The organism is Limnohabitans sp. INBF003, assembly GCF_055396645.1.
In genome coordinates this window covers 2,877,128-2,901,798 of record NZ_AP029222.1, presented here as the reverse complement: position 1 = coordinate 2,901,798, position 24,671 = coordinate 2,877,128, and the positions used below count along the sequence as shown (strand labels likewise).

General features: G+C 58.3%; 33 protein-coding genes, 1 tRNA gene and 1 pseudogene. 27 read left to right on the top strand and 8 right to left on the bottom strand.

The window, feature by feature from the left end; all coding sequences use genetic code 11:
- The first annotated feature begins 44 nt into the window (after positions 1-44).
- Together ACZ5VE_RS13440 and ACZ5VE_RS13435 are read left to right on the top strand one after the other, a co-directional pair.
- Positions 45-749 (top strand): PhaM family polyhydroxyalkanoate granule multifunctional regulatory protein, encoded by a 705-nt coding sequence (locus tag ACZ5VE_RS13440; protein WP_464455636.1) that lies wholly within the window; start codon positions 45-47, stop codon positions 747-749.
- Positions 746-1,987 carry an FIST signal transduction protein gene (locus tag ACZ5VE_RS13435; RefSeq protein WP_464455635.1) on the top strand — a complete coding sequence of 414 codons (1,242 nt, stop codon included), beginning with the start codon at positions 746-748 and terminating at the stop codon, positions 1,985-1,987. Before ACZ5VE_RS13440 ends, ACZ5VE_RS13435 begins: the two co-directional genes overlap by 4 nt.
- A 102-nt stretch (positions 1,988-2,089) precedes the next feature.
- On the opposite strand, the gene tgt is transcribed toward ACZ5VE_RS13435, so the two are convergent.
- On the bottom strand, positions 2,090-3,262 hold the full coding sequence (gene tgt / locus ACZ5VE_RS13430; protein WP_464455634.1) for a tRNA guanosine(34) transglycosylase Tgt: 1,173 nt from the start codon (positions 3,260-3,262) through the stop codon (positions 2,090-2,092).
- Between the two features lie 21 nt (positions 3,263-3,283).
- Entirely contained in the window at positions 3,284-4,198 is a 915-nt protein-coding gene (locus tag ACZ5VE_RS13425; protein WP_464455633.1) for a LysR family transcriptional regulator, read from the bottom strand.
- Between the two features lie 189 nt (positions 4,199-4,387).
- On the opposite strand from ACZ5VE_RS13425, the gene ACZ5VE_RS13420 reads away from it, so the two are divergent.
- From ACZ5VE_RS13420 to ACZ5VE_RS13410, 3 genes are read left to right on the top strand one after another with little or no spacing between them, the layout of a single operon-like run.
- Positions 4,388-5,653: an aromatic ring-hydroxylating dioxygenase subunit alpha gene (locus ACZ5VE_RS13420; RefSeq protein WP_464455632.1), complete on the top strand. Its 1,266-nt coding sequence runs from the start codon at positions 4,388-4,390 to the stop codon at positions 5,651-5,653.
- A 2-nt stretch (positions 5,654-5,655) separates the two neighbouring features.
- Complete coding sequence (locus tag ACZ5VE_RS13415) at positions 5,656-6,129, top strand: aromatic-ring-hydroxylating dioxygenase subunit beta (protein WP_108428264.1); 474 nt, start codon at positions 5,656-5,658, stop codon at positions 6,127-6,129.
- Entirely contained in the window at positions 6,126-6,443 is a 318-nt protein-coding gene (locus tag ACZ5VE_RS13410; RefSeq protein WP_464455631.1) for a non-heme iron oxygenase ferredoxin subunit, read from the top strand. The genes ACZ5VE_RS13415 and ACZ5VE_RS13410 overlap by 4 nt, the downstream gene beginning before the upstream one ends.
- Here the strand turns inward: ACZ5VE_RS13410 and queA are convergent.
- Positions 6,431-7,510 carry a tRNA preQ1(34) S-adenosylmethionine ribosyltransferase-isomerase QueA gene (queA, locus tag ACZ5VE_RS13405; RefSeq protein WP_464455630.1) on the bottom strand — a complete coding sequence of 360 codons (1,080 nt, stop codon included), beginning with the start codon at positions 7,508-7,510 and terminating at the stop codon, positions 6,431-6,433. The two genes, ACZ5VE_RS13410 and queA, sit on opposite strands and share 13 nt — an antisense overlap.
- A gap of 326 nt (positions 7,511-7,836) precedes the next feature.
- Here queA and ACZ5VE_RS13400 point away from each other — a divergent pair, with 326 nt between their 5' ends.
- From ACZ5VE_RS13400 to ubiA, 4 genes are read left to right on the top strand one after another with little or no spacing between them, the layout of a single operon-like run.
- On the top strand, positions 7,837-8,184 hold the full coding sequence (locus ACZ5VE_RS13400) for a hypothetical protein (protein WP_464455629.1): 348 nt from the start codon (positions 7,837-7,839) through the stop codon (positions 8,182-8,184).
- 43 nt (positions 8,185-8,227) lie between these two features.
- Positions 8,228-10,297: an ATP-dependent DNA helicase RecG gene (recG, locus tag ACZ5VE_RS13395; RefSeq protein ID WP_464455628.1), complete on the top strand. Its 2,070-nt coding sequence runs from the start codon at positions 8,228-8,230 to the stop codon at positions 10,295-10,297.
- Between the two features lie 16 nt (positions 10,298-10,313).
- On the top strand, positions 10,314-11,276 hold the full coding sequence (locus ACZ5VE_RS13390; RefSeq protein WP_464455627.1) for a LysR substrate-binding domain-containing protein: 963 nt from the start codon (positions 10,314-10,316) through the stop codon (positions 11,274-11,276).
- Positions 11,273-12,130: a 4-hydroxybenzoate octaprenyltransferase gene (gene ubiA / locus ACZ5VE_RS13385; protein WP_464455626.1), complete on the top strand. Its 858-nt coding sequence runs from the start codon at positions 11,273-11,275 to the stop codon at positions 12,128-12,130. Before ACZ5VE_RS13390 ends, ubiA begins: the two co-directional genes overlap by 4 nt.
- Positions 12,131-12,157: 27 nt before the next feature.
- On the opposite strand, the gene proC is transcribed toward ubiA, so the two are convergent.
- Positions 12,158-12,982: a pyrroline-5-carboxylate reductase gene (proC, locus tag ACZ5VE_RS13380; protein WP_464455625.1), complete on the bottom strand. Its 825-nt coding sequence runs from the start codon at positions 12,980-12,982 to the stop codon at positions 12,158-12,160.
- A gap of 346 nt (positions 12,983-13,328) precedes the next feature.
- On the opposite strand from proC, the gene rplN reads away from it, so the two are divergent.
- The 18 genes and pseudogenes from rplN (at position 13,329) to ACZ5VE_RS13290 (ending at position 22,183) form a co-directional block, all read left to right on the top strand.
- Positions 13,329-13,697: a 50S ribosomal protein L14 gene (rplN, locus tag ACZ5VE_RS13375; RefSeq protein WP_019427444.1), complete on the top strand. Its 369-nt coding sequence runs from the start codon at positions 13,329-13,331 to the stop codon at positions 13,695-13,697.
- Between the two features lie 9 nt (positions 13,698-13,706).
- Complete coding sequence (gene rplX, locus ACZ5VE_RS13370; RefSeq protein WP_464455624.1) at positions 13,707-14,027, top strand: 50S ribosomal protein L24; 321 nt, start codon at positions 13,707-13,709, stop codon at positions 14,025-14,027.
- Positions 14,028-14,029: 2 nt separating this feature from the next.
- Entirely contained in the window at positions 14,030-14,569 is a 540-nt protein-coding gene (rplE, locus tag ACZ5VE_RS13365; protein WP_100174273.1) for a 50S ribosomal protein L5, read from the top strand.
- 8 nt (positions 14,570-14,577) lie between these two features.
- Positions 14,578-14,883, top strand: a complete 306-nt coding sequence (rpsN, locus tag ACZ5VE_RS13360) for a 30S ribosomal protein S14 (RefSeq protein WP_108332613.1) — start codon at positions 14,578-14,580, stop codon at positions 14,881-14,883.
- 18 nt (positions 14,884-14,901) lie between these two features.
- Positions 14,902-15,297, top strand: a complete 396-nt coding sequence (rpsH, locus tag ACZ5VE_RS13355; protein ID WP_464455623.1) for a 30S ribosomal protein S8 — start codon at positions 14,902-14,904, stop codon at positions 15,295-15,297.
- A 13-nt stretch (positions 15,298-15,310) separates the two neighbouring features.
- Positions 15,311-15,844 carry a 50S ribosomal protein L6 gene (gene rplF, locus ACZ5VE_RS13350; RefSeq protein WP_026036520.1) on the top strand — a complete coding sequence of 178 codons (534 nt, stop codon included), beginning with the start codon at positions 15,311-15,313 and terminating at the stop codon, positions 15,842-15,844.
- An 11-nt stretch (positions 15,845-15,855) separates the two neighbouring features.
- Positions 15,856-16,221, top strand: a complete 366-nt coding sequence (gene rplR / locus ACZ5VE_RS13345) for a 50S ribosomal protein L18 (RefSeq protein ID WP_019429273.1) — start codon at positions 15,856-15,858, stop codon at positions 16,219-16,221.
- A gap of 17 nt (positions 16,222-16,238) precedes the next feature.
- Positions 16,239-16,757 carry a 30S ribosomal protein S5 gene (rpsE, locus tag ACZ5VE_RS13340; RefSeq protein WP_019429274.1) on the top strand — a complete coding sequence of 173 codons (519 nt, stop codon included), beginning with the start codon at positions 16,239-16,241 and terminating at the stop codon, positions 16,755-16,757.
- Positions 16,758-16,771: 14 nt separating this feature from the next.
- Positions 16,772-16,954: a 50S ribosomal protein L30 gene (rpmD, locus tag ACZ5VE_RS13335; protein ID WP_019429275.1), complete on the top strand. Its 183-nt coding sequence runs from the start codon at positions 16,772-16,774 to the stop codon at positions 16,952-16,954.
- A gap of 10 nt (positions 16,955-16,964) precedes the next feature.
- Positions 16,965-17,396 carry a 50S ribosomal protein L15 gene (gene rplO / locus ACZ5VE_RS13330; RefSeq protein WP_464455622.1) on the top strand — a complete coding sequence of 144 codons (432 nt, stop codon included), beginning with the start codon at positions 16,965-16,967 and terminating at the stop codon, positions 17,394-17,396.
- 22 nt (positions 17,397-17,418) lie between these two features.
- A complete protein-coding gene (gene secY / locus ACZ5VE_RS13325; protein WP_464455621.1) occupies positions 17,419-18,738 on the top strand; it encodes a preprotein translocase subunit SecY in 1,320 nt (439 codons plus the stop codon).
- A 151-nt stretch (positions 18,739-18,889) separates the two neighbouring features.
- Complete coding sequence (gene rpmJ / locus ACZ5VE_RS13320; protein ID WP_011481465.1) at positions 18,890-19,003, top strand: 50S ribosomal protein L36; 114 nt, start codon at positions 18,890-18,892, stop codon at positions 19,001-19,003.
- A gap of 24 nt (positions 19,004-19,027) precedes the next feature.
- Positions 19,028-19,393, top strand: coding sequence for a 30S ribosomal protein S13 (rpsM, locus tag ACZ5VE_RS13315; protein ID WP_019429278.1), 366 nt, complete (start codon positions 19,028-19,030; stop codon positions 19,391-19,393).
- 19 nt (positions 19,394-19,412) lie between these two features.
- Positions 19,413-19,818: pseudogene (gene rpsK / locus ACZ5VE_RS13310) on the top strand (30S ribosomal protein S11).
- A gap of 85 nt (positions 19,819-19,903) precedes the next feature.
- Complete coding sequence (gene rpsD / locus ACZ5VE_RS13305) at positions 19,904-20,527, top strand: 30S ribosomal protein S4 (protein ID WP_019429280.1); 624 nt, start codon at positions 19,904-19,906, stop codon at positions 20,525-20,527.
- A gap of 100 nt (positions 20,528-20,627) precedes the next feature.
- Positions 20,628-21,620, top strand: a complete 993-nt coding sequence (locus tag ACZ5VE_RS13300; RefSeq protein ID WP_108285862.1) for a DNA-directed RNA polymerase subunit alpha — start codon at positions 20,628-20,630, stop codon at positions 21,618-21,620.
- Between the two features lie 81 nt (positions 21,621-21,701).
- Entirely contained in the window at positions 21,702-22,088 is a 387-nt protein-coding gene (rplQ, locus tag ACZ5VE_RS13295; protein WP_108312073.1) for a 50S ribosomal protein L17, read from the top strand.
- A gap of 18 nt (positions 22,089-22,106) precedes the next feature.
- Positions 22,107-22,183 (top strand) — tRNA-Met (locus tag ACZ5VE_RS13290).
- A gap of 67 nt (positions 22,184-22,250) precedes the next feature.
- Here the strand turns inward: ACZ5VE_RS13290 and ACZ5VE_RS13285 are convergent.
- The 4 genes from ACZ5VE_RS13285 to apaG are packed head-to-tail and all read right to left on the bottom strand — an operon-like array spanning position 22,251 to position 24,642.
- A complete protein-coding gene (locus ACZ5VE_RS13285; protein WP_464455620.1) occupies positions 22,251-22,730 on the bottom strand; it encodes a CinA family protein in 480 nt (159 codons plus the stop codon).
- A complete protein-coding gene (locus ACZ5VE_RS13280) occupies positions 22,730-23,266 on the bottom strand; it encodes a phosphatidylglycerophosphatase A family protein (protein ID WP_464455619.1) in 537 nt (178 codons plus the stop codon). Before ACZ5VE_RS13280 ends, ACZ5VE_RS13285 begins: the two co-directional genes overlap by 1 nt.
- Positions 23,263-24,222, bottom strand: coding sequence for a thiamine-phosphate kinase (gene thiL / locus ACZ5VE_RS13275; protein ID WP_464455618.1), 960 nt, complete (start codon positions 24,220-24,222; stop codon positions 23,263-23,265). Before thiL ends, ACZ5VE_RS13280 begins: the two co-directional genes overlap by 4 nt.
- Before the next feature lie 27 nt (positions 24,223-24,249).
- Positions 24,250-24,642, bottom strand: coding sequence for a Co2+/Mg2+ efflux protein ApaG (gene apaG / locus ACZ5VE_RS13270; protein ID WP_464455617.1), 393 nt, complete (start codon positions 24,640-24,642; stop codon positions 24,250-24,252).
- Positions 24,643-24,671 lie beyond the last annotated feature (29 nt).

The window sequence follows — 24,671 nt, the reverse complement described above, 5'->3', positions numbered from 1 at the left end:
TTTCGTTTAAGCTGTTGCACACACCATCTGCGTGAGGAGACACCATGAGCGACACATCGGCTTTCGGCTTTGGCCAATTTGTTCCCGGTTTTGATTTCTTGCAAAACCTGTCCAAAACGGCTGCTCAGGCAGCACCAGCAACAGGGGCCATCCCGGGCATGGCCAGTTGGGTGGCACCGACACTGAGCGTCGAGGAAATCGACAAACGCATCCAGGAGCTCAAGTCGGTGTTGTTTTGGCTGGAACAAAACACCACCGCACTCAAGGCCACCATCCAGGCGATGGAGGTGCAGAAGATGACCTTGTCCACGCTGCAAAGCATGAACGTGAACATGGCCGATCTGGCCAAGGCGTTCACCGCCAAAGCACCTGCAGCCGAACCTGCGCCGCAAGCTACCCGCGAGCCTGAACCTGTTGTGGCAAAGCCAGAGGCTGACGCCGAAGCGGCCCAAGAAAAGTCGGCGGCCAAGTCTTCAGAAAAGGCCTCGGCCAAGCCCACGGTGGACCCGATGCAGTGGTGGGGTGCCCTGACACAGCAGTTTCAGAGCATTGCAGCCGCTGCCGTGAAAGATGTGGCTGCCGAGGCCATGAAGGCCGGCATGAAGGCCAAAGGTGCCAGCACCCCAGCGGCCAGCAAAAAATCACCCGCAGCCAAAAAGGCGCCCGCCAAAAAAGCGGTAGCCGCCAAAGCCAAACCGGCTGCCAAATTTGCGCCGCGCAAGCCTGTTCCCAAGCGCACCACTTCATGAAGTTGTTTCCCTACGGCCACGCGACCCATCCGCAGTGGCTGATGGCTGCGGGTTTGGTTTTAGCCCAGTTGCGAGCCCAGATGCGCTTGCCCGAGTGCGCCGCAACCCCCAAGTTGGCGCTGCTCTACATCACCGACCACTATGCGGGCCATGCCCAGGCGATTCTTGACCATTTGCGCCAAGAGTTGCCCGCCGTCAGCGATTGGGTCGGGACCGTAGGCGTGGGCATCGCGGTCAACAACGCCGAGTACTTTGACGAACCGGCCATGGCGGTCATGTTGTGCGATGTACCCCCTGAGCGCTACCGCGTGTTTTCGGGTCTGACCCCTTTGGCCTACAACGGTTTTGCCGCCGTGGCGCTGGTGCATGCCGACCCTGCCACGCCCGATTTGGCCGAGTTGCTGGGCGAAATGGCGGCGCGGACCCAGCAAGGCTATTTGTTTGGCGGGCTGACCGCCAGCCGCACCCGCAGCGTGCAGTTTGCTGTCCACAAGGGACAGAGCCTGGACGATGGCGGTGTGTTGGAAGGTGGCTTGAGTGGTGTGGCCTTTAACGCCGATGTGACCCTGCTGTCACGTGTGACCCAAGGTTGTCAGCCCGTTTCACCCGAGCGCGAGATCACCGAGGCCGACAAGCATGTGGTGCTCAAGCTCAATGGAGAGCCTGCACTTGACGTGATGCTGGCCGACTTGAAGATCAGCTTGAGCGAGCCGCAAAAAGCCATCCCGGTGGTGCGTTCAACCTTGGTGGGTCTGAGCCCATCGGGGAAAGTGGGCGTGGGCCGCGCGGGCAACTTGGGCAGTGACGTGCGGGTGCGCCACATCGTGGGTCTAGACCCCATGCGCCAGGGGGTTGCGGTGGCCGAACACCTGGAGCCCGGCATGCGCTTGGCGTTTTGCAAGCGCGATGTGCAGGCCGCCCGTGCCGACCTGGTGCGCGTGTGCGCCGAGATTCGCGAAGAGCTGGAGCCCGAGATGTTGTCCATCGAGGCGATCAATGCCTTGAGCGATGACCCGGTGCCCAGCGTGCTCCCAGTCGGCAAGCGCATTGCCGGTGCTGTCTATGTCAGTTGTACGGGCCGGGGAGGCCCGCACTTTGGTGGCCCCAGCGCCGAGATGCAGATCATCCGCCACGCTTTAGGCGATGTGCCGCTGGTGGGCTTTTTTGCTGCGGGTGAAATTGCGCGCGACCAGTTGTACGGTTACACCGGGGTGTTGACGGTGTTCACGACCAACTGAAAATGGGTGCAGGAGATGGGCTTTGTGGGAGCGATCCCCTGCTCGCGAATGACTTCTGAAGCCAGACCAAACATTCGGCCGCAGGGGCAGCCTCCCACGCAGTCAAACCCCGCGTGCCCGATCTGACTTGAACTGCGCCCGGAACTGCGAAAACTGCCCCGCGTCCAGCGATTCGCGCACTTCGCGCATCAGGTTCAGGTAGTAATGCAGGTTGTGGATGGTGGTCAGCATGGGGCCGAGCATTTCGCCGCAGCGGTCCAGGTGGTGCATGTAAGCGCGACTGAAACCGTCTCGGCCACCGTTGTCCCACGACACGCCAGATGTTCCCGCGCAGGCATGGCAGGTGCAACTGGTGTCCAGCGGCTGCGGGTCGTTTTTGTGGCGTGCGTTGCGCAGTTTCAGGTCGCCAAATCGAGTGAACACCGTGCCGTTGCGGGCATTGCGGGTGGGCATCACGCAGTCGAACATGTCCACCCCGTCGGCCACGCCTTGCACCAAATCCTCGGGCGTGCCCACGCCCATCAGGTAGCGCGGCTTGTGGGCGGGCAGGCGGTGCGGGGTGTGCGCCATGATCTGCAGCATCAGGTCTTTGGGCTCGCCCACGCTGACACCGCCAATCGCATAACCGGGGAAGTCCATCTCCACCAGCGCTTCCAGCGACTCCTGACGCAGGTTCTCGAACATGCCGCCTTGCACGATGCCAAACAGCGCGTTGGGGTTTTCCAGGCGCGCGAACTCGTCCTTGCTGCGCACGGCCCAGCGGCGGCTCATCTCCATCGACTTGCGGGCTTCGGCCTCGGTCGTCAGGTGGCCCTTGGTCTCGTAAGGCGTGCACTCGTCGAGCTGCATCACGATGTCCGAGTTCAGGATGGTCTGGATCTGCATGCTCACCTCGGGCGACATGAAGAGCTTGTCGCCGTTCACGGGGCTGGCAAAAGTCACGCCTTCTTCGGTGATCTTGCGCATGTCGCCCAGCGACCAGACCTGAAACCCGCCCGAGTCGGTCAGGATCGGTTTGTCCCATTTTTCAAACTGATGCAGGCCGCCAAAGCCTTTCATGATGTCCAGCCCCGGGCGCATCCACAGGTGGAAAGTGTTGCCCAAAATGATCTGCGCGCCCATCTCGTGCAGGCTGCGCGGCATCACGCCCTTGACGGTGCCGTAGGTCCCCACGGGCATGAAGATGGGCGTTTGCACCACGCCATGGTTCAGGGTCAGCGTGCCGCGTCGGGCGTGGCTGGAGGGGTCGGTTTTGAGCAGGTCGAATTGGAGCATGGCAGGGATTGTAGGAGGGGGTCAGTCGGTGCCGTCGCCAAAGCACTGGGCCACCATGCTCCGCAGCCATTGGTGCCCGGGGTCTTTGTGCAGATGGGCGTGCCAGAACTGGTGGATCACGCTGCCGTCCACCGCCAGCGGCAATGGCCGTGTGGTCAGACCAAAAGGTGTGGTGACGCGCTGCGCAAAACGTTCGGGCACCGTGGCGATCAGGTCCGAATGCCCCAGCACGTCGCCCAGGGCCACGTAGTGCGGCACCGTGAGGCGAATGCGCCGTTGCAGGCCCTGGCGTTCCAGCGCTTCATCCACCCGGCCATGCCCCGTGCCTGCTGCAATCACCCGCACGTGGCTGGCGGCGGCAAAGTCGGCCAGCGCCAAGCTGGGCGCAGCGGCCAGCGGGTGCCCTTCGCGCATGAGGCACACATAAGGCTGGCGAAACAACGCCTGCTGGAAAAAACCCGCTTGCAGTTGCGGCAGCAGGCCCAGCGCCAGGTCGGTGCGGCCAGACGCCATGTCGGCCCCCAGGCTGGCGCTGGTCACGGCCACCACCTGGAGGGTGACACCGGGGGCGGTTTGGGCGAGCGCGTCCATCAGCACCGGCAGGAAGTACATCTCGCCCACATCGGTCATGGCCAGGGTGAAGCGGCGTTCGCTGGTGGCTGGGTCAAATGCGGCGCGCACGTTCAGCGCTTGTTGCAGCCCATCGAGCGCGGTGGCCACTGGCTCGGCCAGTTGCAGGGCGTACGGTGTGGGGGCCATGCCGTGCTGGGTGCGCAAAAACAGCTCGTCGCCCAGACTGGTGCGCAGGCGACCCAATGCGCTGCTGACGGCGGGCTGGCTCATGCCCAGCACCGTGGCCACGGCCGAGACGCGCTTTTCGCGCAGCAGGTGGTGAAACACCAGCAGCAGGTTGAGGTCGAGTCGGGCGAGTTCCATGGCGCAGTGTTATTTGAAATTCGAATAATGATTATCTTTGAGTTTCGATTTACGGAATTCGAAGGCGGCGACATGATGTGCATCAAGACCTGTGGGAGGTCGCCCCTGCGGCCGAAAGCATGCAATGCCCAAGCGCTCATTCGCGAGCAGGGGCTCGCTCCCGCAACAAGCATTTGAGGAGACTGACACATGACCGAACATTCCATCCACTGGGAAACGGAAGGCACCAGCCGCGTTCCGTTTGCCGTGTACACCGACGAAGACCGGCACAAGAAGGAGCTGGAGCGCTTCTTTTACAAAAGCCACTGGAGCTATGTGGGCCTGGAGGCCGAGATCCCGAACCCTGGCGATTTCAAGCGCACGGTGGTGGGTGAGCGCTCGGTCATCATGACGCGCGCCCAGGATGGCCAGATCCATGTGGTCGAGAACGTCTGCGCCCACCGGGGCATGCAGTTTTGCCGCGAGCGCCATGGCAACAAGAAAGAGTTTGTCTGCCCCTACCACCAGTGGAGCTACAGCCTCAAGGGCGACTTGCAGGGCGTGCCGTTCCGGCGCGGCGTGCGCCAGGACGGCAAGGTCAACGGCGGTATGCCCGCCGACTTTGACCCCAAGGACCATGGCCTCACGGCCCTGAAAGTGGCCACGCGCGGCGGCGTGGTGTTCGCGTCGTTTGACCACAACGTGGAGTCGCTCGAAGACTTCATGGGCCCGACCATCCTGAAATACTTTGACCGCCTATTCAACGGCCGCAAGCTGGTGGTGCTGGGCTACAACCGCCAGCGCATCCCGGGCAACTGGAAGCTGATGCAGGAAAACATCAAGGACCCTTATCACCCGGGCTTGCTGCACACCTGGTTTGTGACCTTTGGCCTCTGGCGCGCCGACAACAAGAGCGAGCTGCGCATGGACGCGCACCACCGCCACGCCGCCATGATCTCGACCCGCGGCAGCGCGGGCCAGGCCACGGGCGCTGCGGCGCAGGTCACGCAGGTGAGCAGCTTTAAGGAAAGCATGCAGTTGCACGACGCCAGTTTTCTGGACATCGTGCCCGAGGGCTGGTGGCAGATGGGCGAGCAGATGCCCACGGCGGTGATGATGACGCTGTTCCCGAGCGTGATTTTTCAGCAGCAGGTCAACAGCGTGTCCACGCGGCACATCCAGCCCGACGGGCATGGTGCGTTTGACTTTGTGTGGACGCACTTCGGCTTTGAAGACGACACGCCCGAGATGACCGAGCGCCGCTTGCGCCAGTCCAACCTGTTTGGCCCGGCGGGTTTTGTGAGCGCCGACGACGGTGAGGTGATCGAGTTCTCGCAGCAGGCCTTCGAGACCAAGCCCGAACACCGCATGCTGGTGGAACTGGGCGGGCGCGATGTGGGCGAGACCGACCACATGGTGACCGAGACCCTGATCCGGGGCATGTACGCCTACTGGCGCAAAGTGATGGAGGCTTGACCATGGTGAGCTTTGAAACCCACATGGCCTTGAGCCGCCTGTACGCCGATTACGCCCTGGCCGTGGACAGCGGCCAGTGGGATTTGTGGCCCGAATTTTTCACCGAGCAATGCGTGTACAAACTCATCCCGCGTGAAAACCACGAGCGCGGCTTTCCGCTGTGCACGCTGTCGTTCACCAGCAAAGGCATGCTGAAAGACCGCGTGTACGGCATCCAAGAAACGCTCTACCACGACCCGTATTACCAGCGGCATGTGGTGGGTGCACCCGTGGTGCGAAAGGTGGAGGACGGTCGCATCCACGCCGAAGCCAATTACGCGGTGTTCCGCACCAAGCTCGACAAGGAAAGCACCGTGTTCAATGTGGGCCGCTACATCGACACCCTCGTGCAAACCCCCGAAGGCCTCAAGTTCGCTGAACGCCTGTGCGTGTACGACAGCGAAATGATCCCCAACGCCATCATTTACCCGATATGACCATGACAAACTGGACCGACGTGGCCGCCGAGGCCGATTTGTTTGAAGGTGCGGGCATCGCCGTGAGCCCCGAGGGGCAAGACATTGCCCTGTTCAGCGTGGACGGCGAGGTGTTTGCCATCAACAACCTCTGCACCCACGGCAACGCCAAATTGTGCGACGGTTTTGTGGAAGGCGACCATGTGGAGTGCCCCTTCCACCAGGCCCAGTTCAGCCTGCGTGATGGTTCGGTGGCTTGCGGCCCGGCCACGGAGCCGGCCAAGACCTGGCCGGTCAAGATCGAAGGTGGGCGGGTGTTTCTTCAGCTGACCTGAGATTCAGATGCGGTGCGTGTCAGCAGCATCGCATCGCCATAGCTGAAGAATCGGTACTGGTTCGTGATCGCGTGCCGGTACAAGCCCATGATGTGCTCGTAGCCCGCAAAGGCGCTCACCAACATCATCAGCGTGCTTTTGGGCAGGTGGAAGTTGGTGATCAGACGGTCCACCACTTGGAATTCAAATCCTGGCGTGATAAAAATTTGTGTGTCGCCGCTGGCTTGGCCGAACTTGGCCCATGATTCGAGCGTGCGCACCGTGGTCGTGCCCACCGCCACCACTTTGCCGCCCCGCGCCTTGCACGCGGCAATGGCCTGCTGCGTGGCCTCAGGCACTTCGTACCACTCGCGGTGCATGGTGTGCTCGGCAATGTTCTCGGTCTTGACGGGCTGGAAGGTGCCTGCACCCACGTGCAAGGTGACGCTGGCGCATTGCACACCCCGGGCCTCCAGCGCGGCCAGCAAGGCTTCATCAAAGTGCAGCGCGGCCGTGGGCGCTGCCACCGCACCCGGTGCACGCGCAAACACGGTCTGGTAACGCTTGGCGTCTTCTTCGGTGTCGGTGTGCTCAATGTACGGCGGCAAAGGCACATGGCCGTGCTTTTCCATCAGCGCATGCGGTTCGTCGCTCAGTTGCAGGTGAAATAGCTGGCCGTTCTCATCGGGCCAACGGCCCAACAGCACGGCCTCAAAGCCGCCTTGTGCAGTGCCGCCTGCCATGAGCATCTTGCCGCCGACCAACGGTTTTTTGCTGACCTTCATGTGTGCGACCACCTGATGCCCGGGCAGCACGCGCTCGATCAGCAATTCGAGCTTGCCGCCCGTGGCCTTCTCGCCAAAGATGCGCGCCTTGACCACCTTGGTGTCGTTGAAGACCAGCAGGTCGCCCGCATTGAGCAGGCCAGGCAGTTCGCGGAAGATGCGGTCAATCACCGTGGGCGATGAGCCGTCCAGCAAGCGCGAGCCGCTGCGTTCGGCAGCCGGGTGCTGGGCAATCAGTTCGGGAGGCAGCTCGAAGTCGAAATTGCTGAGCGTGAAGGCGCGAGAGAGGTTTGAACGGGGCATGGCGCAGGGCTGGACAGGCCCATACAAATGAAACATGTATTTTAAGGGGGTGACAAATGCTTCAAGTTATTGTTCTTGCCAATGTTTTTTCAAAAATTGAGTGGCATGAGGCTGTCTCCGTCGTGGGTGAGTTTCAACAAGTTGACAGAGGTGTGGGGAATTCAAAAAATCATCGTCAGATCAAGAAATGTAAATAAATATATCGAATTAATTGATTCGAATTCACCTGTTGAGGTCGTTTAAGCCTTATTTTCAGACGGGTGTCAGCACCAACAGAAACCCAAGCATTTGCACAACGACTTCGTCAATCGTTAGAGGACGCTGGCGTGCGCACGTCTCCCACGGTGGTGGCCAATGAATTCAATTTGCGCTATTGGGGGCGCAGCATCACAGCCCATACTGCCCGCAATTGGTTGCTGGCCAAATCAATTCCAACTCAGGACAAGCTCAGGGTCTTGGCCAATTGGCTGCAAGTCAGTCCGGACGAACTGAGGTTTGGTCAAAAAGCGGGCGTGATCAAGACGGCGGAAGCCATGTCGGATTTGAGAAATTTGAACATGTCCGACCGTGAAATGCTCGGTCGCTATTTGGCACTGGACATCAATGCCCGCAAAACGGTGCGGGATGTGGTGACCGCGTTGTCTGTCGCAGCAACGGTCAAACCCAAAGCCTGAACAGGGCGCTCCCCTTGGGCGAGTCTCACGGCACAATCGGTGCATGTCTGCAACGTCTGCCGTTCAACCCGCCAAAACACTGAGCGCCCCCCAAAAGGCCTTGCTCAAGCTGGGGTTGGTGCGCGACATTGATTTGGCTTTGCATTTGCCCTTGCGCTACGAGGACGAAACAAGGATCGTCCAACTCCGTGAGGCTCGGGAAGGCGATGTCGTGCAGATTGAAGCCACGGTGACGGCCTGCGAGATCACGATGCGCCCGCGTCGCCAGCTTTTGGTGACGGTGGATGACGGCTCGGACACCTGCGTGATGCGCTTTTTCAGCTTTTACCCTTCTCACCAAAAGGCGCTGGCGGTGGGCAACCGCATCCGGGCGCGGGGCGAGGTCAAGGGCGGTTTCATGGGCCTGACCATGATGCACCCCAGTTTCAAGGCGGCGGGCGGTCACTTGGCCGAAGCCCTGACGCCGGTGTACCCGACGGTGGCGGGGCTGGCACAAGCCTATTTGCGGCGGGCCGTGATCACGGGTTTGAACCACGCTGACCTGAGCGAGACGATGCCTCAGGGCATCGCCTGGCCTGACCAACGCGGCGCTTGGCCCTTGCGCAATGCTTTGCAGTTTTTGCACCACCCCACACCCGATGTGTCGCTGGCCGCGCTCGAAGACCGCAGCCACCCGGCCTGGATACGCCTCAAGTGCGAGGAGTTGCTGGCGCAGCAGCTGTCGCAACTCACGGCCAAGCGCGAGCGCGATTTGTTGCGTGCCCCGGCCTTGAAGATGAAACCGAAAGGCTTGCACGGGCAGTTGCTGGCCGCCTTGCCCTTTGGCCTGACGAATGCCCAACAGCGTGTGGGGCAGGAGATTGCCAAAGACTTGGCCCGCAACGTGCCAATGCACCGTTTGCTGCAAGGCGATGTGGGCGCAGGCAAAACCGTGGTGGCGGCGCTGGCGGCCATGGTGGTCATTGATGCGGGCTGGCAATGTGCCCTGATGGCCCCGACCGAAATTCTGGCCACCCAGCACTTTGCCAAGCTGGTGGGCTGGCTGGAGCCGCTGGGCGTCAAAGTCGCCTGGCTGATTGGCAGCCAGAAGAAGAAAGAGCGCGCCGCCATGCTGGCGCTGATCGAGTCGGGCGAGGCCGCGCTGGTGGTGGGCACGCACGCGGTGATTCAGGAGCACGTCAAGTTCAAGAACCTGGCGCTGGCCGTGATCGACGAGCAGCACCGCTTTGGCGTGGCGCAGCGCCTGGCCCTGCGCGGCAAGATGCAGGACGAAGGCATGGAGCCGCACATGCTGATGATGACGGCCACGCCGATCCCGCGCACGCTGGCCATGAGCTATTACGCCGATCTGGACGTGTCGGTGATCGACGAGCTGCCGCCAGGGCGCACGCCCATCGTGACCCGGGTGGTGTCGGACCACCGCCGCCATGAGGTGGTCGAGCGCATCGGGGCCCAAATTCAGCAGGGTCGGCAGGTGTATTGGGTGTGCCCGCTGATCGAAGAAAGCGAGGCGCTGGACCTGACCAATGCCACGCAAACCCATGCCGACCTGAGCGAAGCCCTGCCCGGCGTGATGGTGGGCCTGCTGCATTCGCGCATGCCGGTGGCCGAAAAAAAGGCGGTGATGGAACTCTTCACCGCAGGCGTCATGGGCGTGCTGGTCAGCACCACCGTGATCGAGGTGGGGGTGGACGTGCCCAATGCCTCGTTGATGGTGATCGAGCACGCCGAGCGCTTTGGCCTCTCTCAGTTGCACCAGCTGCGTGGCCGGGTGGGGCGGGGCGCGGCGGCATCGGCCTGCGTGTTGCTCTATGGCACGCCCGAAGGCGGCCGCTTGAGCGAGACCGCCCGCGAGCGTCTGCGCGCCATGGTCGAGACCAATGACGGTTTCGAGATCGCCCGGCGCGATCTGGAGATCCGGGGGCCGGGCGAGTTTTTGGGGGCACGCCAGTCGGGTGCGCCCTTGCTGCGCTTTGCCGATCTGGAGACCGATGCGCATTTGCTGGACTGGGCGCGTGCGCTGGCCCCGCAGATGCTGGACCAGCACCCGCAATTGGCCGAGCGGCACATTCACCGTTGGCTGGGCGGGAAATCCGAATATTTGAAAGCCTGACTGTTAAATTCAAGCCATGACACTGACCGAACTCAAATACATCGTGGCCGTGGCCCGCGAAAAGCACTTTGGCAAGGCGGCCGAAGCTTGCTTCGTGTCGCAGCCCACTTTGTCGCTGGCCATCAAGAAGCTGGAAGAAGAGCTGGAGGTCAAGCTGTTCGAGCGCAGCGCCAGCGAAGTGTCGGTCACGCTGCTGGGCGAAGAAATCGTGCGCCAGGCGCAAAGCGTGTTGGAGCAAGCAGCCGAGATCAAGGAAATCGCCAAGCGCGGCAAAGACCCTTTAGCAGGCACCATGCGCCTGGGTGTCATCTACACCATCGGGCCTTATTTGCTGCCCGATCTGGTGCGCCAGATCATCACCGACATGCCGCAAATGCCCTTGATGCTGCAAGAAAACTTCACTGTGCGATTGCTGGAAATGCTGCGCACAGGCGAGCTCGACTGCGCCATTCTGGCTGAGCCGTTTCCCGAGTCGGGCCTGGCCGTGGCACCTTTGTATGACGAGACTTTCATGGCGGCCTTGCCGCTGAACCACCCCTTGGCCTCCGAAGCCTTCATCACCCCTGAGCAGCTGAAAAACGAGACCATGCTGTTGCTGGGAGCAGGGCATTGCTTTCGTGACCACGTGCTGGAGGTGTGCCCCGAATTTGCCCGTTATGCGAGCCAGACCGATGGCATCCGCAAGACCTTTGAGGGCTCATCCCTGGAGACCATCAAGCACATGGTGGCGGCAGGCATGGGCGTGACCTTGGTGCCCCGTTTGTCGGTGCCCGAGCTCAAGCCCGTGCACAAGCGTTCGGGCGGGTGGCACGATTCACCTGTGCGCTACCTGCCTATCGTGGACCCGGCAGGTGGCAAGCCTCCTACGCGTCGGGTGGTGCTGGCCTGGCGCCGCAGCTACACCCGCTACGAAGCCATTGCCGCCATGCGCAACGCCATCTATGCCTGTCCGCTGCCGGGTGTGACGCGTCTGTCATGACCTACAAACTCAAGCTGTACCTTGACCTGATCCGCTGGAGCCGGCCTGCGGGCTGGCTGCTGTTGCTGTGGCCTTCGCTGGCGGCTTTGTGGGTGGCTGCGGGTGGCTTTCCGGGCTGGCATTTGGTCGCCGTGTTCACCTTGGGCACGGTCCTCATGCGCAGTGCGGGCTGTTGCATCAACGATGTGGCCGACCGAGACTTTGACAAGCACGTCAAACGCACGGCCAATCGCCCAGTGACCAGTGGGCGCATCGGCACAAAAGAGGCCTTGCTGGTGGGGGCCGTGCTGGCGCTGTGTGCGTTCGGCTTGGTGCTGACGACGAACGCGGCCACCATCCGGTGGTCGTTTGCCGCTTTGGGGGTGACGCTGATTTACCCCTACGCCAAACGCTATGTGTCGATGCCGCAGGCCGTGCTGGGGGTGGCGTTCAGCTTTGGCATTCCAATGGCGTTTGCCGCCGTGCAAGGGGCTGTGCCGCCACTGGCTTGGGGCTTGCTGCTGGGCAACCTGTTTTGGGTGTTGGCCTATGACACCGAATACGCCATGGTGGACCGCGATGACGACTTGTTGATTGGCATGAAAACCTCGGCCATCACTCTCGGCCGCTGGGATGTCGCGGCGATCACGGGGTTTTATGCGGCTTATTTGGGCCTCTGGGCATGCTTGCTGGATGCCCCAGCACGGGGGCTGTGGTTCTGGGCAGGACTGGCCGGGGCCGCTGTGCAGGTGGTCTGGCATGTCCTGCTCATCAAGGACCGCACCCGAGAAGGCTGTTTCAAGGCCTTCCGACTGAACCATTGGCTGGGGTTCAGCGTGTTTTTGGGTGTGGCAGCGAGTTACAGCGTCGCCTGACGCCTGCCAGGCTTCAGGCGGGCAGCATCAGGCTTTGCCGAACTCATCGCCCAACTCGCGTGCACGCACTTCGGCCGCCTGCATGGCTTGCACAAACGCCGCCTTCACCCCCGAGGATTCCAGCGAGGTGATGGCGGCATAGGTGGTGCCCCCTTTGGAGGTGACGCGCTGGCGCAGCACTTCTGGCGATTCTGTCGAAGCCGCAGCCAAAGACGATGCGCCCGAAAAAGTGGCCACGGCCAGCTGGTAAGCCTGCTCAGCGCTCAGACCCATGCCCACACCGGCGTGGGTCATGGCTTCGAGGAAATAAAACACATAGGCCGGACCGGAACCCGACAAGGCGGTTACGGCGTCCAGCTGCGACTCTTGCTGCACCCACAAAAATTGGCCAGTCGTGCCAATGACCTGTTCCACCAGCGCTTTGTCGGCGGCGGTGACCGACGGGCATGGGAACAAACCGGTGATGCCTTGGCCCACCAAGGCGGGCGTGTTGGGCATGCAGCGCACCACGCGATCGGTGCCCACCCAGCGGCAGATGCTGTCGGTGCGGATGCCGGCTGCCACCGACAAGTGCAGTGCAGCTCGGGTGTGCGGCATGACGGGCGCGGCGGCTTCGCTGAACATTTGCGGCTTGACCGCCCAGACCACCAGATCGGCCTGGGCCAAAGCGGGGCCAGCGGCAGGCAGGGCGGTGATGCCGAAGTCCTGCTGCAGTCTGGCGGCGGTCTCGGCAAAGGGTTCGACCACGGTGATCTGCTCGGCTTTCATGCCCTGGCGGATCAGGCCGCCGATGATGGCGCTGGCCATGTTGCCGCCGCCGATGAAGGCGATGTGTTTCTTGAGAGTGGTCATGCTCAATCAATATAGTTGTTAAAGTGATTTGGTCAAAAATGACGTGTCGGGCAAGTGAATTGTCTGTGTTTTTCACTGTCCTGCTCCATAACTCGTCGGATGGCAGCCTGTGCTGCTCGGCATGAATGTCTGAATCGGGGCGCTTCTTCAGAAATATTTTTCGGAACTTGTTGCGCTTGCCCAAGTTTTCAGACATAATCGAGAGCTTCGCTTTGCAAAAAGCGTAAGTATCTGCCCAATCTGAAGCGCTGCGAGTGGTTCGCGGTGTGAATGACGGGTCCAAGACTGATTTCTGTGGGTTGGCTGCAAGGCTGGCGGACAAGAAATACAAGTTGGGAATAAAGAAATGATCCAGACAGAATCTCGGTTGGATGTGGCCGACAACACCGGCGCTAAGTCCGTGCTGTGCATTAAGGTGCTCGGCGGGTCCAAGCGTCGCTATGCAAGTGTTGGCGACATCATCAAAGTGAGCATCAAAGAAGCCGCCCCGCGTGGTCGCGTCAAAAAAGGCGAGATCTACAGTGCTGTGGTGGTTCGCACTGCCAAGGGCATCCGCCGTGGCGATGGCTCCCTCATTAAATTCGATGGCAATGCTGCTGTGTTGCTGAATGCCAAGTTGGAGCCTATTGGCACCCGCATCTTCGGCCCGGTCACGCGTGAACTGCGTACCGAGAAGTTCATGAAGATCGTGTCCTTGGCTCCTGAAGTACTGTAAGGACGCGCCATGAACAAGATTCGCAAAGGCGACGAAATCATCGTCATCACAGGTCGGGACAAAGGCAAGCGCGGCGTCGTGTCGTTGCGCGCCACTGACTCTCATCTGGTAATTGACGGTATCAACATCGTCAAAAAGCACGCCAAGCCAAACCCCATGAAGGGCACGACTGGCGGCATCATCGAAAAGGCCATGCCGATTCACCAATCCAATGTGGCGATTTTCAACGTCGCAACAGGCAAGGCTGATCGCGTGGGCATCAAGCTGCAAGCTGACGGCAAACGCGTTCGCGTTTACAAGTCGAGCGGCGAAGAAATCAAGGTGGCATGAGCATGGCACGTTTGCAACAAATCTTCCGCGAGAAAATCGCTGCCGAGTTGACAGCCAAATTTGGCTACAAGTCGCCAATGCAGGTTCCTCGCATCACCAAGATCACCTTGAACATGGGTGTGTCTGAGGCGGTGGCTGACAAAAAAGTCATGGACCACGCTGTGAGCGACTTGACCAAAATCGCAGGCCAAAAGCCTGTGGTGACCAAGGCCAAGAAAGCCATCGCCGGTTTCAAAATCCGTGAACAACAGCCTATCGGCTGCATGGTGACGCTGCGTGGCGTTCAGATGTATGAATTCCTGGACCGTTTCGTGACCGTGGCTTTGCCTCGCGTTCGTGACTTCCGCGGTATCTCTGGTCGCGCATTTGATGGTCGTGGTAATTACAACATCGGCGTCAAAGAGCAGATCATTTTCCCTGAGATTGAGTACGACAAGGTCGATGCCTTGCGCGGTCTCAACATCAGCATCACCACAACGGCCAAGTCTGACGAAGAGTGCAAAGCGCTCTTGACAGCTTTCCGCTTCCCCTTCAAGAACTGAGGTGTCACGTGGCTAAAGTAGCTTTGATCGAGCGCGAGCTCAAGCGTGAAAAACTGGCAGCGAAATACGCGAAAAAATACGCGGAATTTAAAGCCATCGCCAACGATGCCAAGCGCAGTGATGAAGAGCGTGCAGCTGCCCGTCTGGGTCTGCAAAAGCTCCCGCGCAACGCCAACCCGACCCGCCAACGCAACCGCTGTGAAATCACCGGTCGCCCACGCGGTACGTTCCGTCAATTTGGTCTGGGCCGCGCCAAGATCCGTGAATTAGCCTTCGCAGGCAACATTCCGGGCGTGACCAAGGCCAGCTGGTAATCGGCAGGAGATAACAACATGAGCATGAGTGATCCTATTGCCGATCTGTTGACCCGCATCCGTAACGCACAAATGGTGTCAAAAGCCAACGTGTTGGTTCCATCTTCCAAAGTGAAGGTCGCCATCGCCCAAGTGCTGAAAGATGAAGGCTACATTGACGGCTTCCAAGTCAAAACCGAAGATGGCAAAGCCACCCTCGATATCGCCCTGAAGTACTACGCTGGCCGTCCGGTCATCGAGCGTATTGAGCGCGTGAGCCGTCCAGGCCTGCGTGTGTACAAAGGCCGTGATGCTATTCCTCAAGTCCAAAACGGCTTGGGCGTGGCCATCGTCACCACACCCCAGGGCGTGATGACTGATCGCAAAGCACGTGCAGCCGGTGTCGGCGGCGAAGTGCTGTGCTACGTCGCTTAAAGGGAGAAAAAGAATGTCCCGCGTAGGAAAAATGCCTGTGACCATCCCCGCTGGTGTGGATGTGTCGATCAAACAAGATCAAATCAGTGTGAAGGGCGCTGGTGGTCAATTGGCCATCGCCTCCAACATGCTGGTGACCGTGAGCAACGAAGGCGGCAAGCTCAGCTTTGCCCCTGCCAATGATTCACGTGAAGCCAATGCCATGAGCGGCACCTTGCGTCAGCTGGTGAACAACATGGTGACTGGCGTGACCAAAGGCTTCGAAAAGAAGCTGAACCTGGTCGGCGTGGGTTACAAAGCGGCTGCCTCTGGCGCCAAATTGAACCTCGCTGTTGGTTACTCACATCCCGTCAACATCGATATGCCAGCTGGCATCACGGTGGCCACTCCGACCGCGACTGAAATCGTGATCAAGGGTGCCGACCGTCAACGTGTTGGCCAAATTGCTGCTGAGATCCGTGCTGTTCGTCCTCCTGAGCCTTACAAAGGCAAGGGCATCCGTTATTCGGATGAGAAGATCACGATCAAAGAGACCAAGAAGAAATAAGGAGCTGCATCATGTTGACCAAGAAAGAGCAGCGTCTCCGTCGTGCACGTCAAACACGCATCCGCATTGCACAGCAAGGCGTGGCCCGTTTGACCGTGAACCGCACCAACCTGCACATCTACGCCAGCGTTATCTCTGGCTGCGGTACCAAAGTGTTGGCCAGTGCCTCTACAGCCGAAGCCGAAGTGCGCACGGCCCTGGGCGCTACAGGCAAGGGTGGCAATGCCGCCGCTGCCGCCGTCATTGGCAAGCGCATTGCTGAAAAAGCAAAAGCTGCTGGCGTTGAGAAGGTCGCCTTCGACCGCGCAGGTTTTGCTTACCACGGTCGTGTCAAGGCTTTGGCCGAAGCAGCCCGTGAAGCAGGTCTGCAGTTCTAAACGGATCGGAATTACAAATGGCTAAATTTACAGCAAAACCGCAGAGCGACGGTCCTGAAGACGGTCTGCGCGAAAAGATGATCGCGGTCAACCGCGTGACCAAAGTGGTCAAGGGTGGCCGTATCTTGGGTTTCGCCGCATTGACTGTGGTGGGTGATGGCGATGGCAAAGTGGGCATGGGCAAAGGCAAATCGAAAGAAGTGCCGGCCGCTGTCCAAAAAGCGATGGAAGAAGCCCGTCGCAACTTGGCCAAAGTTCACCTCAAGAATGGCACCATTCACCATGCAGTGCATGGTCATCACGGCGCAGCCCGCGTCATGATGGCACCAGCCCCAAAGGGTACCGGCATCATCGCTGGTGGTCCTATGCGCGCTGTGTTCGAAGTGGTGGGCATCACCGACATCGTGGCCAAGAGCCATGGTTCGTCCAACCCTTACAACATGGTTCGTGCCACTCTGGACGCATTGTCCAATTGCACAACAGCCTCCAACGTGGCTGCCAAGCGTGGCAAGTCCGTTGAAGAGCTGTTCGGCTGAACCGGAGATCGAACATGACGACACAATCAACCGTGAAAGTCCAACTGGTTCGCAGCCCGATTGGCACCAAAGTTTCGCACCGCGCCACTGTTCGTGGCTTGGGTCTGCGCAAGCTCAACTCCGTGAGTGAGCTGCAGGACACACCCGCAGTGCGCGGCATGATCAACAAGATCAGCTACCTGGTCAAAGTTCTCTAAGAGGCCGATGATGGAACTCAATAGCATCAAGCCCGCAGAAGGCTCCAAGCACGCAGCGCGTCGCGTTGGCCGTGGTATCGGTTCGGGTCTGGGTAAAACCGCCGGTCGTGGTCACAAAGGTCAAAAATCCCGTTCGGGTGGCTACCACAAAGTGGGTTTCGAAGGCGGTCAAATGCCTTTGCAACGTCGCCTGCCCAAGCGTGGCTTCAAGTCGCACTTGCTCAAGTACAACGCAGAAATCACACTGACAACCTTGTCCCGTTTGGACTTGGCTGAAGTGGATGTGTTGACTTTGAAGCAAGCTGGTTTGGTGTCGCAAATGGCCAAAGTGGTCAAGGTGATCAATACGGGTGAGCTCGCTAAAGCTGTCAAATTGACAGGTATTGGCGCGACTGCAGGTGCCAAAGCAGCGATTGAAGCTGCTGGTGGCTCCGTAGCCTGAATGTTGATAGGCGAGACACATCGTGGCAACCAGCGCTAATCAAGCAGTCAAAGCAGACAAGTTCGGCGACCTCCGTCGTCGACTGGTTTTCTTGCTGCTCGCGCTGGTGGTTTACCGTGCTGGCGCGCACATTCCTGTCCCAGGCATTGATCCTGCACAGCTCAAGCAGCTGTTCAATGGTCAGCAAGGTGGCATCCTGAGCTTGTTCAACATGTTTTCGGGTGGCGCTTTGTCGCGGTTTACCGTGTTCGCCTTGGGCATCATGCCGTACATCTCTGCCTCCATCGTGATGCAATTGCTGACCTACGTTCTTCCTGCTTTCGAGCAAATGAAGAAAGAAGGCGAAGCGGGACGGCGCAAGATCACCCAGTACACGCGTTTTGGCGCTTTGGGTCTGGCTGTATTTCAGTCGTTGGGTATTGCTGTCGCTCTGGAAGCATCGGCGGGTCTGGTGATCAATCCAGGTATGGGTTTCCGCATGACTGCGGTGGTCAGTCTGACGGCCGGCACGATGTTCCTGATGTGGCTGGGTGAACAAATCACCGAGCGTGGCTTGGGCAACGGTATCTCGATCCTGATTTTTGCGGGTATTGCGGCAGGTTTGCCAAATGCCATGGGTGGTTTGTTTGAGCTGGTTCGTACCGGTGCGATGAATCCCTTGGTTTCCATGCTGATCATTGCGGTTGTGGTTCTGGTGACTTACTTCGTGGTGTTCGTGGAGCGCGGTCAACGCAAGATTCTCGTCAATTACGCACGCCGTCAGGTGGGTAACAAGGTGTATGGCGGTCAATCGTCGCACTTGCCGCTCAAGCTGAACATGGCAGGTGTGATTCCTCCGATTTTCGCGTCGTCGATCATTTTGTTGCCTGCAACGGTGATCAACTGGTTCAGTTCGGGTGAAACAGACAGCGTTGTTGTTCGTTTCTTCAAAGATGTCTCGAGCAGCTTGACACCTGGTCAGCCGATTTACGTGATGCTTTATGCTGCGGCAATTGTGTTTTTCTGCTTCTTCTATACGGCGTTGGTGTTCAACAGCCGTGAAACAGCAGACAACCTCAAGAAGAGCGGTGCTTTCATTCCGGGTATCCGCCCAGGTGATCAAACGGCACGCTACATTGACAAGATTTTGTTGCGTTTGACCATGGCAGGTGCGGCATACATCACATTCGTTTGTTTGCTGCCTGAGTTTTTGATTCTGAAATACAATGTTCCGTTTTACTTTGGTGGCACATCGTTGCTGATCATCGTGGTCGTGACCATGGATTTCATGGCTCAGGTTCAAAATTATTTGATGTCACAACAGTACGATTCGCTTTTGAAGAAAGCAAGTTTCAAATCCTGATCAATTGTTGTGATCAATGCTTCGGCAAAGCTTGAAAAAGAGTTGTCTGTAGTGAGCTGGTTTCGGTAAAGAATCCCTGCCATTTGTGCAGGGCCACAAATTTCACCTAGTCTGACAAGGTCTGGGTAACGATGAGTTTTAGGAGAAAACCATGAGAGTTTCGGCTTCGGTGAAAAAAATTTGCCGCAACTGCAAAATCATTCGCCGTAAAGGCGTTGTTCGTGTGATCTGTACAGATCCACGTCACAAGCAGCGTCAAGGCTGATTGAACTAGTTTTAGAGGACGAAAATGGCACGTATCGCTGGCATCAACATTCCGCCGCACAAACATGCTGAAATTGGCTTGACCGCCATCTTCGGTATTGGTCGCACCCGCGCTCGACAAATTTGCGAAGCTTCTGGCATCGCTTATTCCAAAAAGATCAAAGATCTGACGGACGCTGATCTCGAAAAAATTCGCGATCAAATCGCCGTGTTCACCATTGAAGGTGATCTGCGTCGTGAAACCACCATGAACATCAAGCGTTTGATGGACATCGGTTGCTACCGCGGTTTCCGTCATCGTCGCGGCTTGCCTATGCGCGGACAGCGTACACGCACCAATGCACGCACTCGCAAGGGTCCGCGCAAAGGCGCAGCGGCTCTGAAGAAATAAGCAGGATTGAGAGACCACTATGGCTAAAGCACAATCAAACAGCGCATCACAACGTGTCCGCAAAAAAGTCCGCAAGAACATTGCCGACGGCATTGCGCACGTTCACAGCGTCGTTCAACAACACCATCATCACGATCACCGATCGCCAAGGCAATGCCTTGTCGTGGGCTTCTTCGGGTGGTCAGGGCTTCAAGGGTTCGCGCAAGTCGACACCTTTCGCTGCTCAGGTCGCTTCTGAAGTCGCAGGTCGTGCAGCACAAGAACAAGGCATCAAAAACCTTGACGTCGAAATCAAGGGCCCAGGCCCTGGTCGCGAGTCTTCGGTTCGTGCCCTGGGTGCATTGGGTATCCGCATCACCTCCATTGCTGATGTGACACCTGTTCCGCACAATGGCTGCCGCCCTCAAAAGCGTCGTCGTATCTAATTTCAAACCAAGCCCACCGCCAGGCCATGCTTGCATCGCCTGGCTCCCGCATTTCTGATGCGGCAGATGTATAAAAGGATTTCAAGTGGCACGTTACCTCGGCCCCAAGGCCAAACTCTCACGCCGTGAAGGCACTGATCTGTTCTTGAAGAGCGCACGCCGCTCGATCGCGGACAAGTCCAAATTTGACACCAAGCCAGGCCAGCACGGCCGTACTTCGGGTCAGCGCACATCGGACTACGGTCTGCAATTGCGTGAAAAGCAAAAAGTCAAGCGCATGTACGGCGTGCTGGAAAAGCAATTCCGCCGCTACTTCGCTGAAGCTGATCGCCGCAAAGGCAACACAGGTTCCAACTTGTTGGGTCTGTTGGAGTGCCGTCTGGATAACGTGGTGTACCGCATGGGCTTTGGCTCTACACGTGCTGAAGCACGTCAGATGGTTTCTCACAAAGCCATCACGGTGAATGGTCAATCCGTGAACATCCCTTCGTACCTGGTCAAGGCCGGTGACGTGATCGCTGTTCGCGAAAAGTCCAAAAAGCAAAACCGCGTGGTTGAAGCTTTGCAATTGGCCTTGCAAGTGGGCATGCCTGCTTGGGTTGAAGTCAATGCCGACAAGGCAGAAGGCACCTTCAAGAAGGTTCCTGATCGCGATGAATTCGCAGCAGACATCAACGAATCGTTGATCGTCGAACTGTATTCACGTTAATTCGTTGTTTCAATCGTTCCCGGCGCACAAGGCATTGTGGGCCGGGTGCTTCATCAGCCTTACCGGTGTAACGAACCGGGGGTATTGAGAGGAAGTCTGAATGCAAACCAATCTGTTGAAACCCAAAGCCATCCAAGTCGAGCAATTGGCCGCCAACCGTGCAAAAGTCACGTTGGAGCCATTCGAGCGTGGTTATGGTCACACACTCGGCAACGCATTGCGTCGCGTCTTGTTGTCTTCCATGGTCGGTTACTCCGCCACCGAAGTCACCATCGCGGGTGTTGTGCATGAGTACTCTTCCATTGACGGTGTTCAAGAAGATGTGGTCAACATCCTGTTGAACCTCAAAGGTGTGGTTTTCAAACTGCACAACCGTGACGAAGTGACTCTGAGTTTGCGCAAGGACGGCGAAGGCGCTGTTACTGCTGCCGATATCCAGACACCTCACGATGTCGAGATCATCAATCCAGAGCACGTCATTGCCAATCTGTCGCATGGCGGCAAACTGGACATGCAGATCAAGGTCGAAAAAGGCCGTGGTTATGTGCCTGGCAGCATGCGCCGTTTTGCTGACGAGCCTACCAAAGCTTTGGGCCGCATCGTTCTCGACGCATCGTTCTCTCCGGTCAAGCGCGTGAGCTACACCGTTGAAAGCGCTCGTGTTGAGCAGCGTACCGATCTGGACAAGTTGGTCATCGAAATTGAAACCAATGGTGCGATCACGGCTGAAGATGCTGTGCGCTCCTCGGCCAAGATTCTGGTTGAACAACTGGCTGTGTTTGCACAACTCGAAGGCAGCGAATTGTCGGCCTTCAATGAGCCTGCACAACGCGGTGGCGCTGGCAGTTTTGATCCGATCCTGTTGCGTCCTGTGGACGAACTCGAACTCACCGTTCGTTCGGCCAACTGCCTCAAAGCAGAAAACATTTATTACATCGGTGACCTCATCCAGCGCACTGAGAATGAATTGCTCAAAACCCCTAATCTGGGTCGCAAGTCACTCAATGAAATCAAGGAAGTCTTGGCTTCCCGCGGTCTGACTTTGGGCATGAAGCTCGAAGCCTGGCCACCAGCTGGTTTGGAAAAGCGATAATACGAAGTTCCCGGAAAATTCCGGGGTGTGCACGGGCAGTACCTGATACGGCTGCCTGTTTAATAAAGAAAGGAAAGCACCATGCGTCACGGACACGGCCTCCGTAAATTGAACCGCACCAGCGAGCACCGCCTCGCCATGCTGCGCAACATGATGAACTCGCTCATCGAGCACGAAGTCATCAAGACCACACTCCCTAAAGCCAAAGAGCTGCGTCGCGTCATTGAGCCGATGATCACTTTGGCCAAAGAAGACAGCTTGTCCAACAAGCGTTTGGCATTCAACCGCCTGCGTGACCGTGACAGCGTCGTCAAATTGTTTGCCGATCTGGGTCCCCGTTTCGCCAAGCGTCCTGGTGGTTACACACGCATCCTGAAAATGGGTTACCGCGTGGGTGACAATGCACCAATGGCCTTGGTTGAATTGGTCGATCGTGCTGATTCTTCTGCCGAACAAGCAGCAGAGTAAGGTATAATTCGAAGATACCGCGGGGTGGAGCAGTCTGGTAGCTCGTTGGGCTCATAACCCAAAGGTCGTTGGTTCAAATCCGGCCCCCGCAACCAAATTTCAACTTCGGTTGAATATGAAAAAACCCTCTTCGGAGGGTTTTTTCATTTGTGGCTTCCAAGTTCAATTCGGAAGAGGAAGGCGGCTGAGCAGGCCTTCTAGGGCGTGTGCCACAGTCGATTGCCTGATTTGATGGCGGTTGCCTTCAAAGTGTTTGATCTCTGTTGATGCTGCGCCGTTGATGCACCAGCCGAACCAAACGGTTCCCACAGGCTTTTCAGGGGTGCCGCCGCTCGGGCCTGCGACGCCTGTGACCGCAACAGACACTTGCGCTTTGGACCTGTAAACCGCACCCATGGCCATGGCGTGTGCAACAGATTGGCTGACGGCACCCTGCGCTGCAATCAATTCAGCGGGCACGCCCAGCATTTGTGTCTTGGCGTCATTGGAGTAGGTGACAAATCCGCGGTCAAACCACGCACTGGAGCCAGGCAAGTCCGTGCAGTGCGCAGCAATCAGGCCACCTGTGCAGCTTTCTGCTGTAGCCATTTGCCAATTCAGTGTGCTCAAGCGTTCCGCCAGCTTGACCGCCACATCGGACATCAGAACCACCTCCATAAAGCCATCACACACAAGGTGCAAAAAGCAGCCACAAGATCATCAAAAATGATGCCGAAACCACCGCGCCAGCCAAAGCCCTTGAACAGCTGATCTGCCCACGCAACCGGTCCGGGTTTTGCGGCATCGAAAAACCGAAACAAGGCAAAGGCAGTCAGTTGCCCCCAGAAGTTTGTCGGCATGACCAAAAACAAAATCAACCACATGGCAATGATCTCGTCCCAGACAATGGCACCAGGGTCGCTGACGCCCATGTGGTGTGCGGTGACCGTGCAGGCCCACCAGCCTGCAAGGAAGGCGGTGGCAATCAGCAGGGCTTGTTCAGGCAAAGAGAGATAGTTTTGAATGACCAACCAGGAGAGCCACCCCCAAAGGCTGCCAACCGTACCGGGTGCCTTGGGTGCCAGGCCAGAGCCCAGACCCAGGGCCATGATGCGGGCTGGGTGCGCCAGCATGAAGGCGGCGGTCGGCTTGATGGGGCGGCTGACGGTCCTTGAATCAAAAGAAGAAGTCATCGTCATGCAAAGTGATCAAAAGAGCGAAACTGTGAATGCACAGTTTGCCCTTGTGGGTCCAGCAGGACCAGCGCTGGTGCCGCAGTGATGCGGCCAATCCGTGTTGCGCGAGTACCAGACGCTTGTGCCGCAGCATGGACGCTGGCAGATGCCGAGGGCGGGGCACAGAACACGAGTTCGTAGTCGTCGCCACCGGACAGCACGCAGGTCTGGGCCAATTCAGAAGGGCAAGACCACAGGTGTGTCGTTTGCATAAGCTCTGTCGTGGACTGCAGGTCAATTTCGGCACCCACATGGCTGGCTTTGAGGATGTGTCCCAGATCGCCAAGCAAACCATCGCTGATGTCGGCCATGGCATGAGCGATGCCTCGAAGGGCCATGCCCAGAGCCACGCGTGGCGTCGGTGTTTCCATGCGCAGGCGTGCGGCATCGAATACAGTTTGCGGCAGGCTGATCGCGCCACGAAAAGCTTCAAGAGCCAAGCGTGCATCGCCCAAATGGCCACTCACATACAAGTCATCACCCGCTTGTGCACCACTGCGCAAAATAGATTGCCCCAGAGGAACCTCGCCCATCACGGTGATAGCCATGTTCAACGGGCCTTGGGTGGTGTCGCCGCCGATCAGTTCGCAGCCATAGGCATCAGCCAATTGGAAGAGGCCTTGAGAGAAGCCGGACAACCAAGCCTCATCTGCTCGGGGCAAAGATAAGGAGAGCAAGAAGGCTTGTGGCGTGGCGCCGCAAGCTGCCAGATCGCTCAAATTCACGGCCAATGCTTTGTGGCCCAGCCGGGATGGCTCAACGGTCGATAAAAAGTGCCGCCCTTCGACGAGCATGTCGGCAGAGAAAGCCAGCTGATGCCCGGCACGAGGTGACCACACCGCGCAGTCGTCCCCAATGCCCACATCCGCCTTTTGTGGCGGGCGCTTGAAAAAGCGTTCAATCAGGTCAAATTCACCCATGGCCAAGAGCTTAACCGCAAGGCGACCTCAATGAAGCGTACGACCTGTCAGGCCTGAACCCGAAGACTCGAGCACAAAAGTGGCAATGGGGGCATCAAAGCGATGGCCGTCTTCGGCGACAAAAAAGTAACTGCCATGCATGGTGCCGCTGGGCGCATGCAGGCGACAGCCACTGGTGTACTGAAAAGACTCGCCCGGACGCAGCAAGGGCTGCTGCCCGACAACGCCTAAACCTTTGACCTCGTCCGTGTGGCCGCTTTCGTCCTGAATGAGCCAGTGTCTTGAAATCAGTTGCGCAGTGACAGTGCCGGTGTTGGTCACGGTGATGGTGTACGCAAAAGCAAAAACCTTTTGAAGAGGGTCACTTTGCTCAGCCACGTATTGGGGCTGCACATCAATTTGAATGGTGTAAGAAGACATTCGCGCATGTTAACTGCGACAATTCAAGG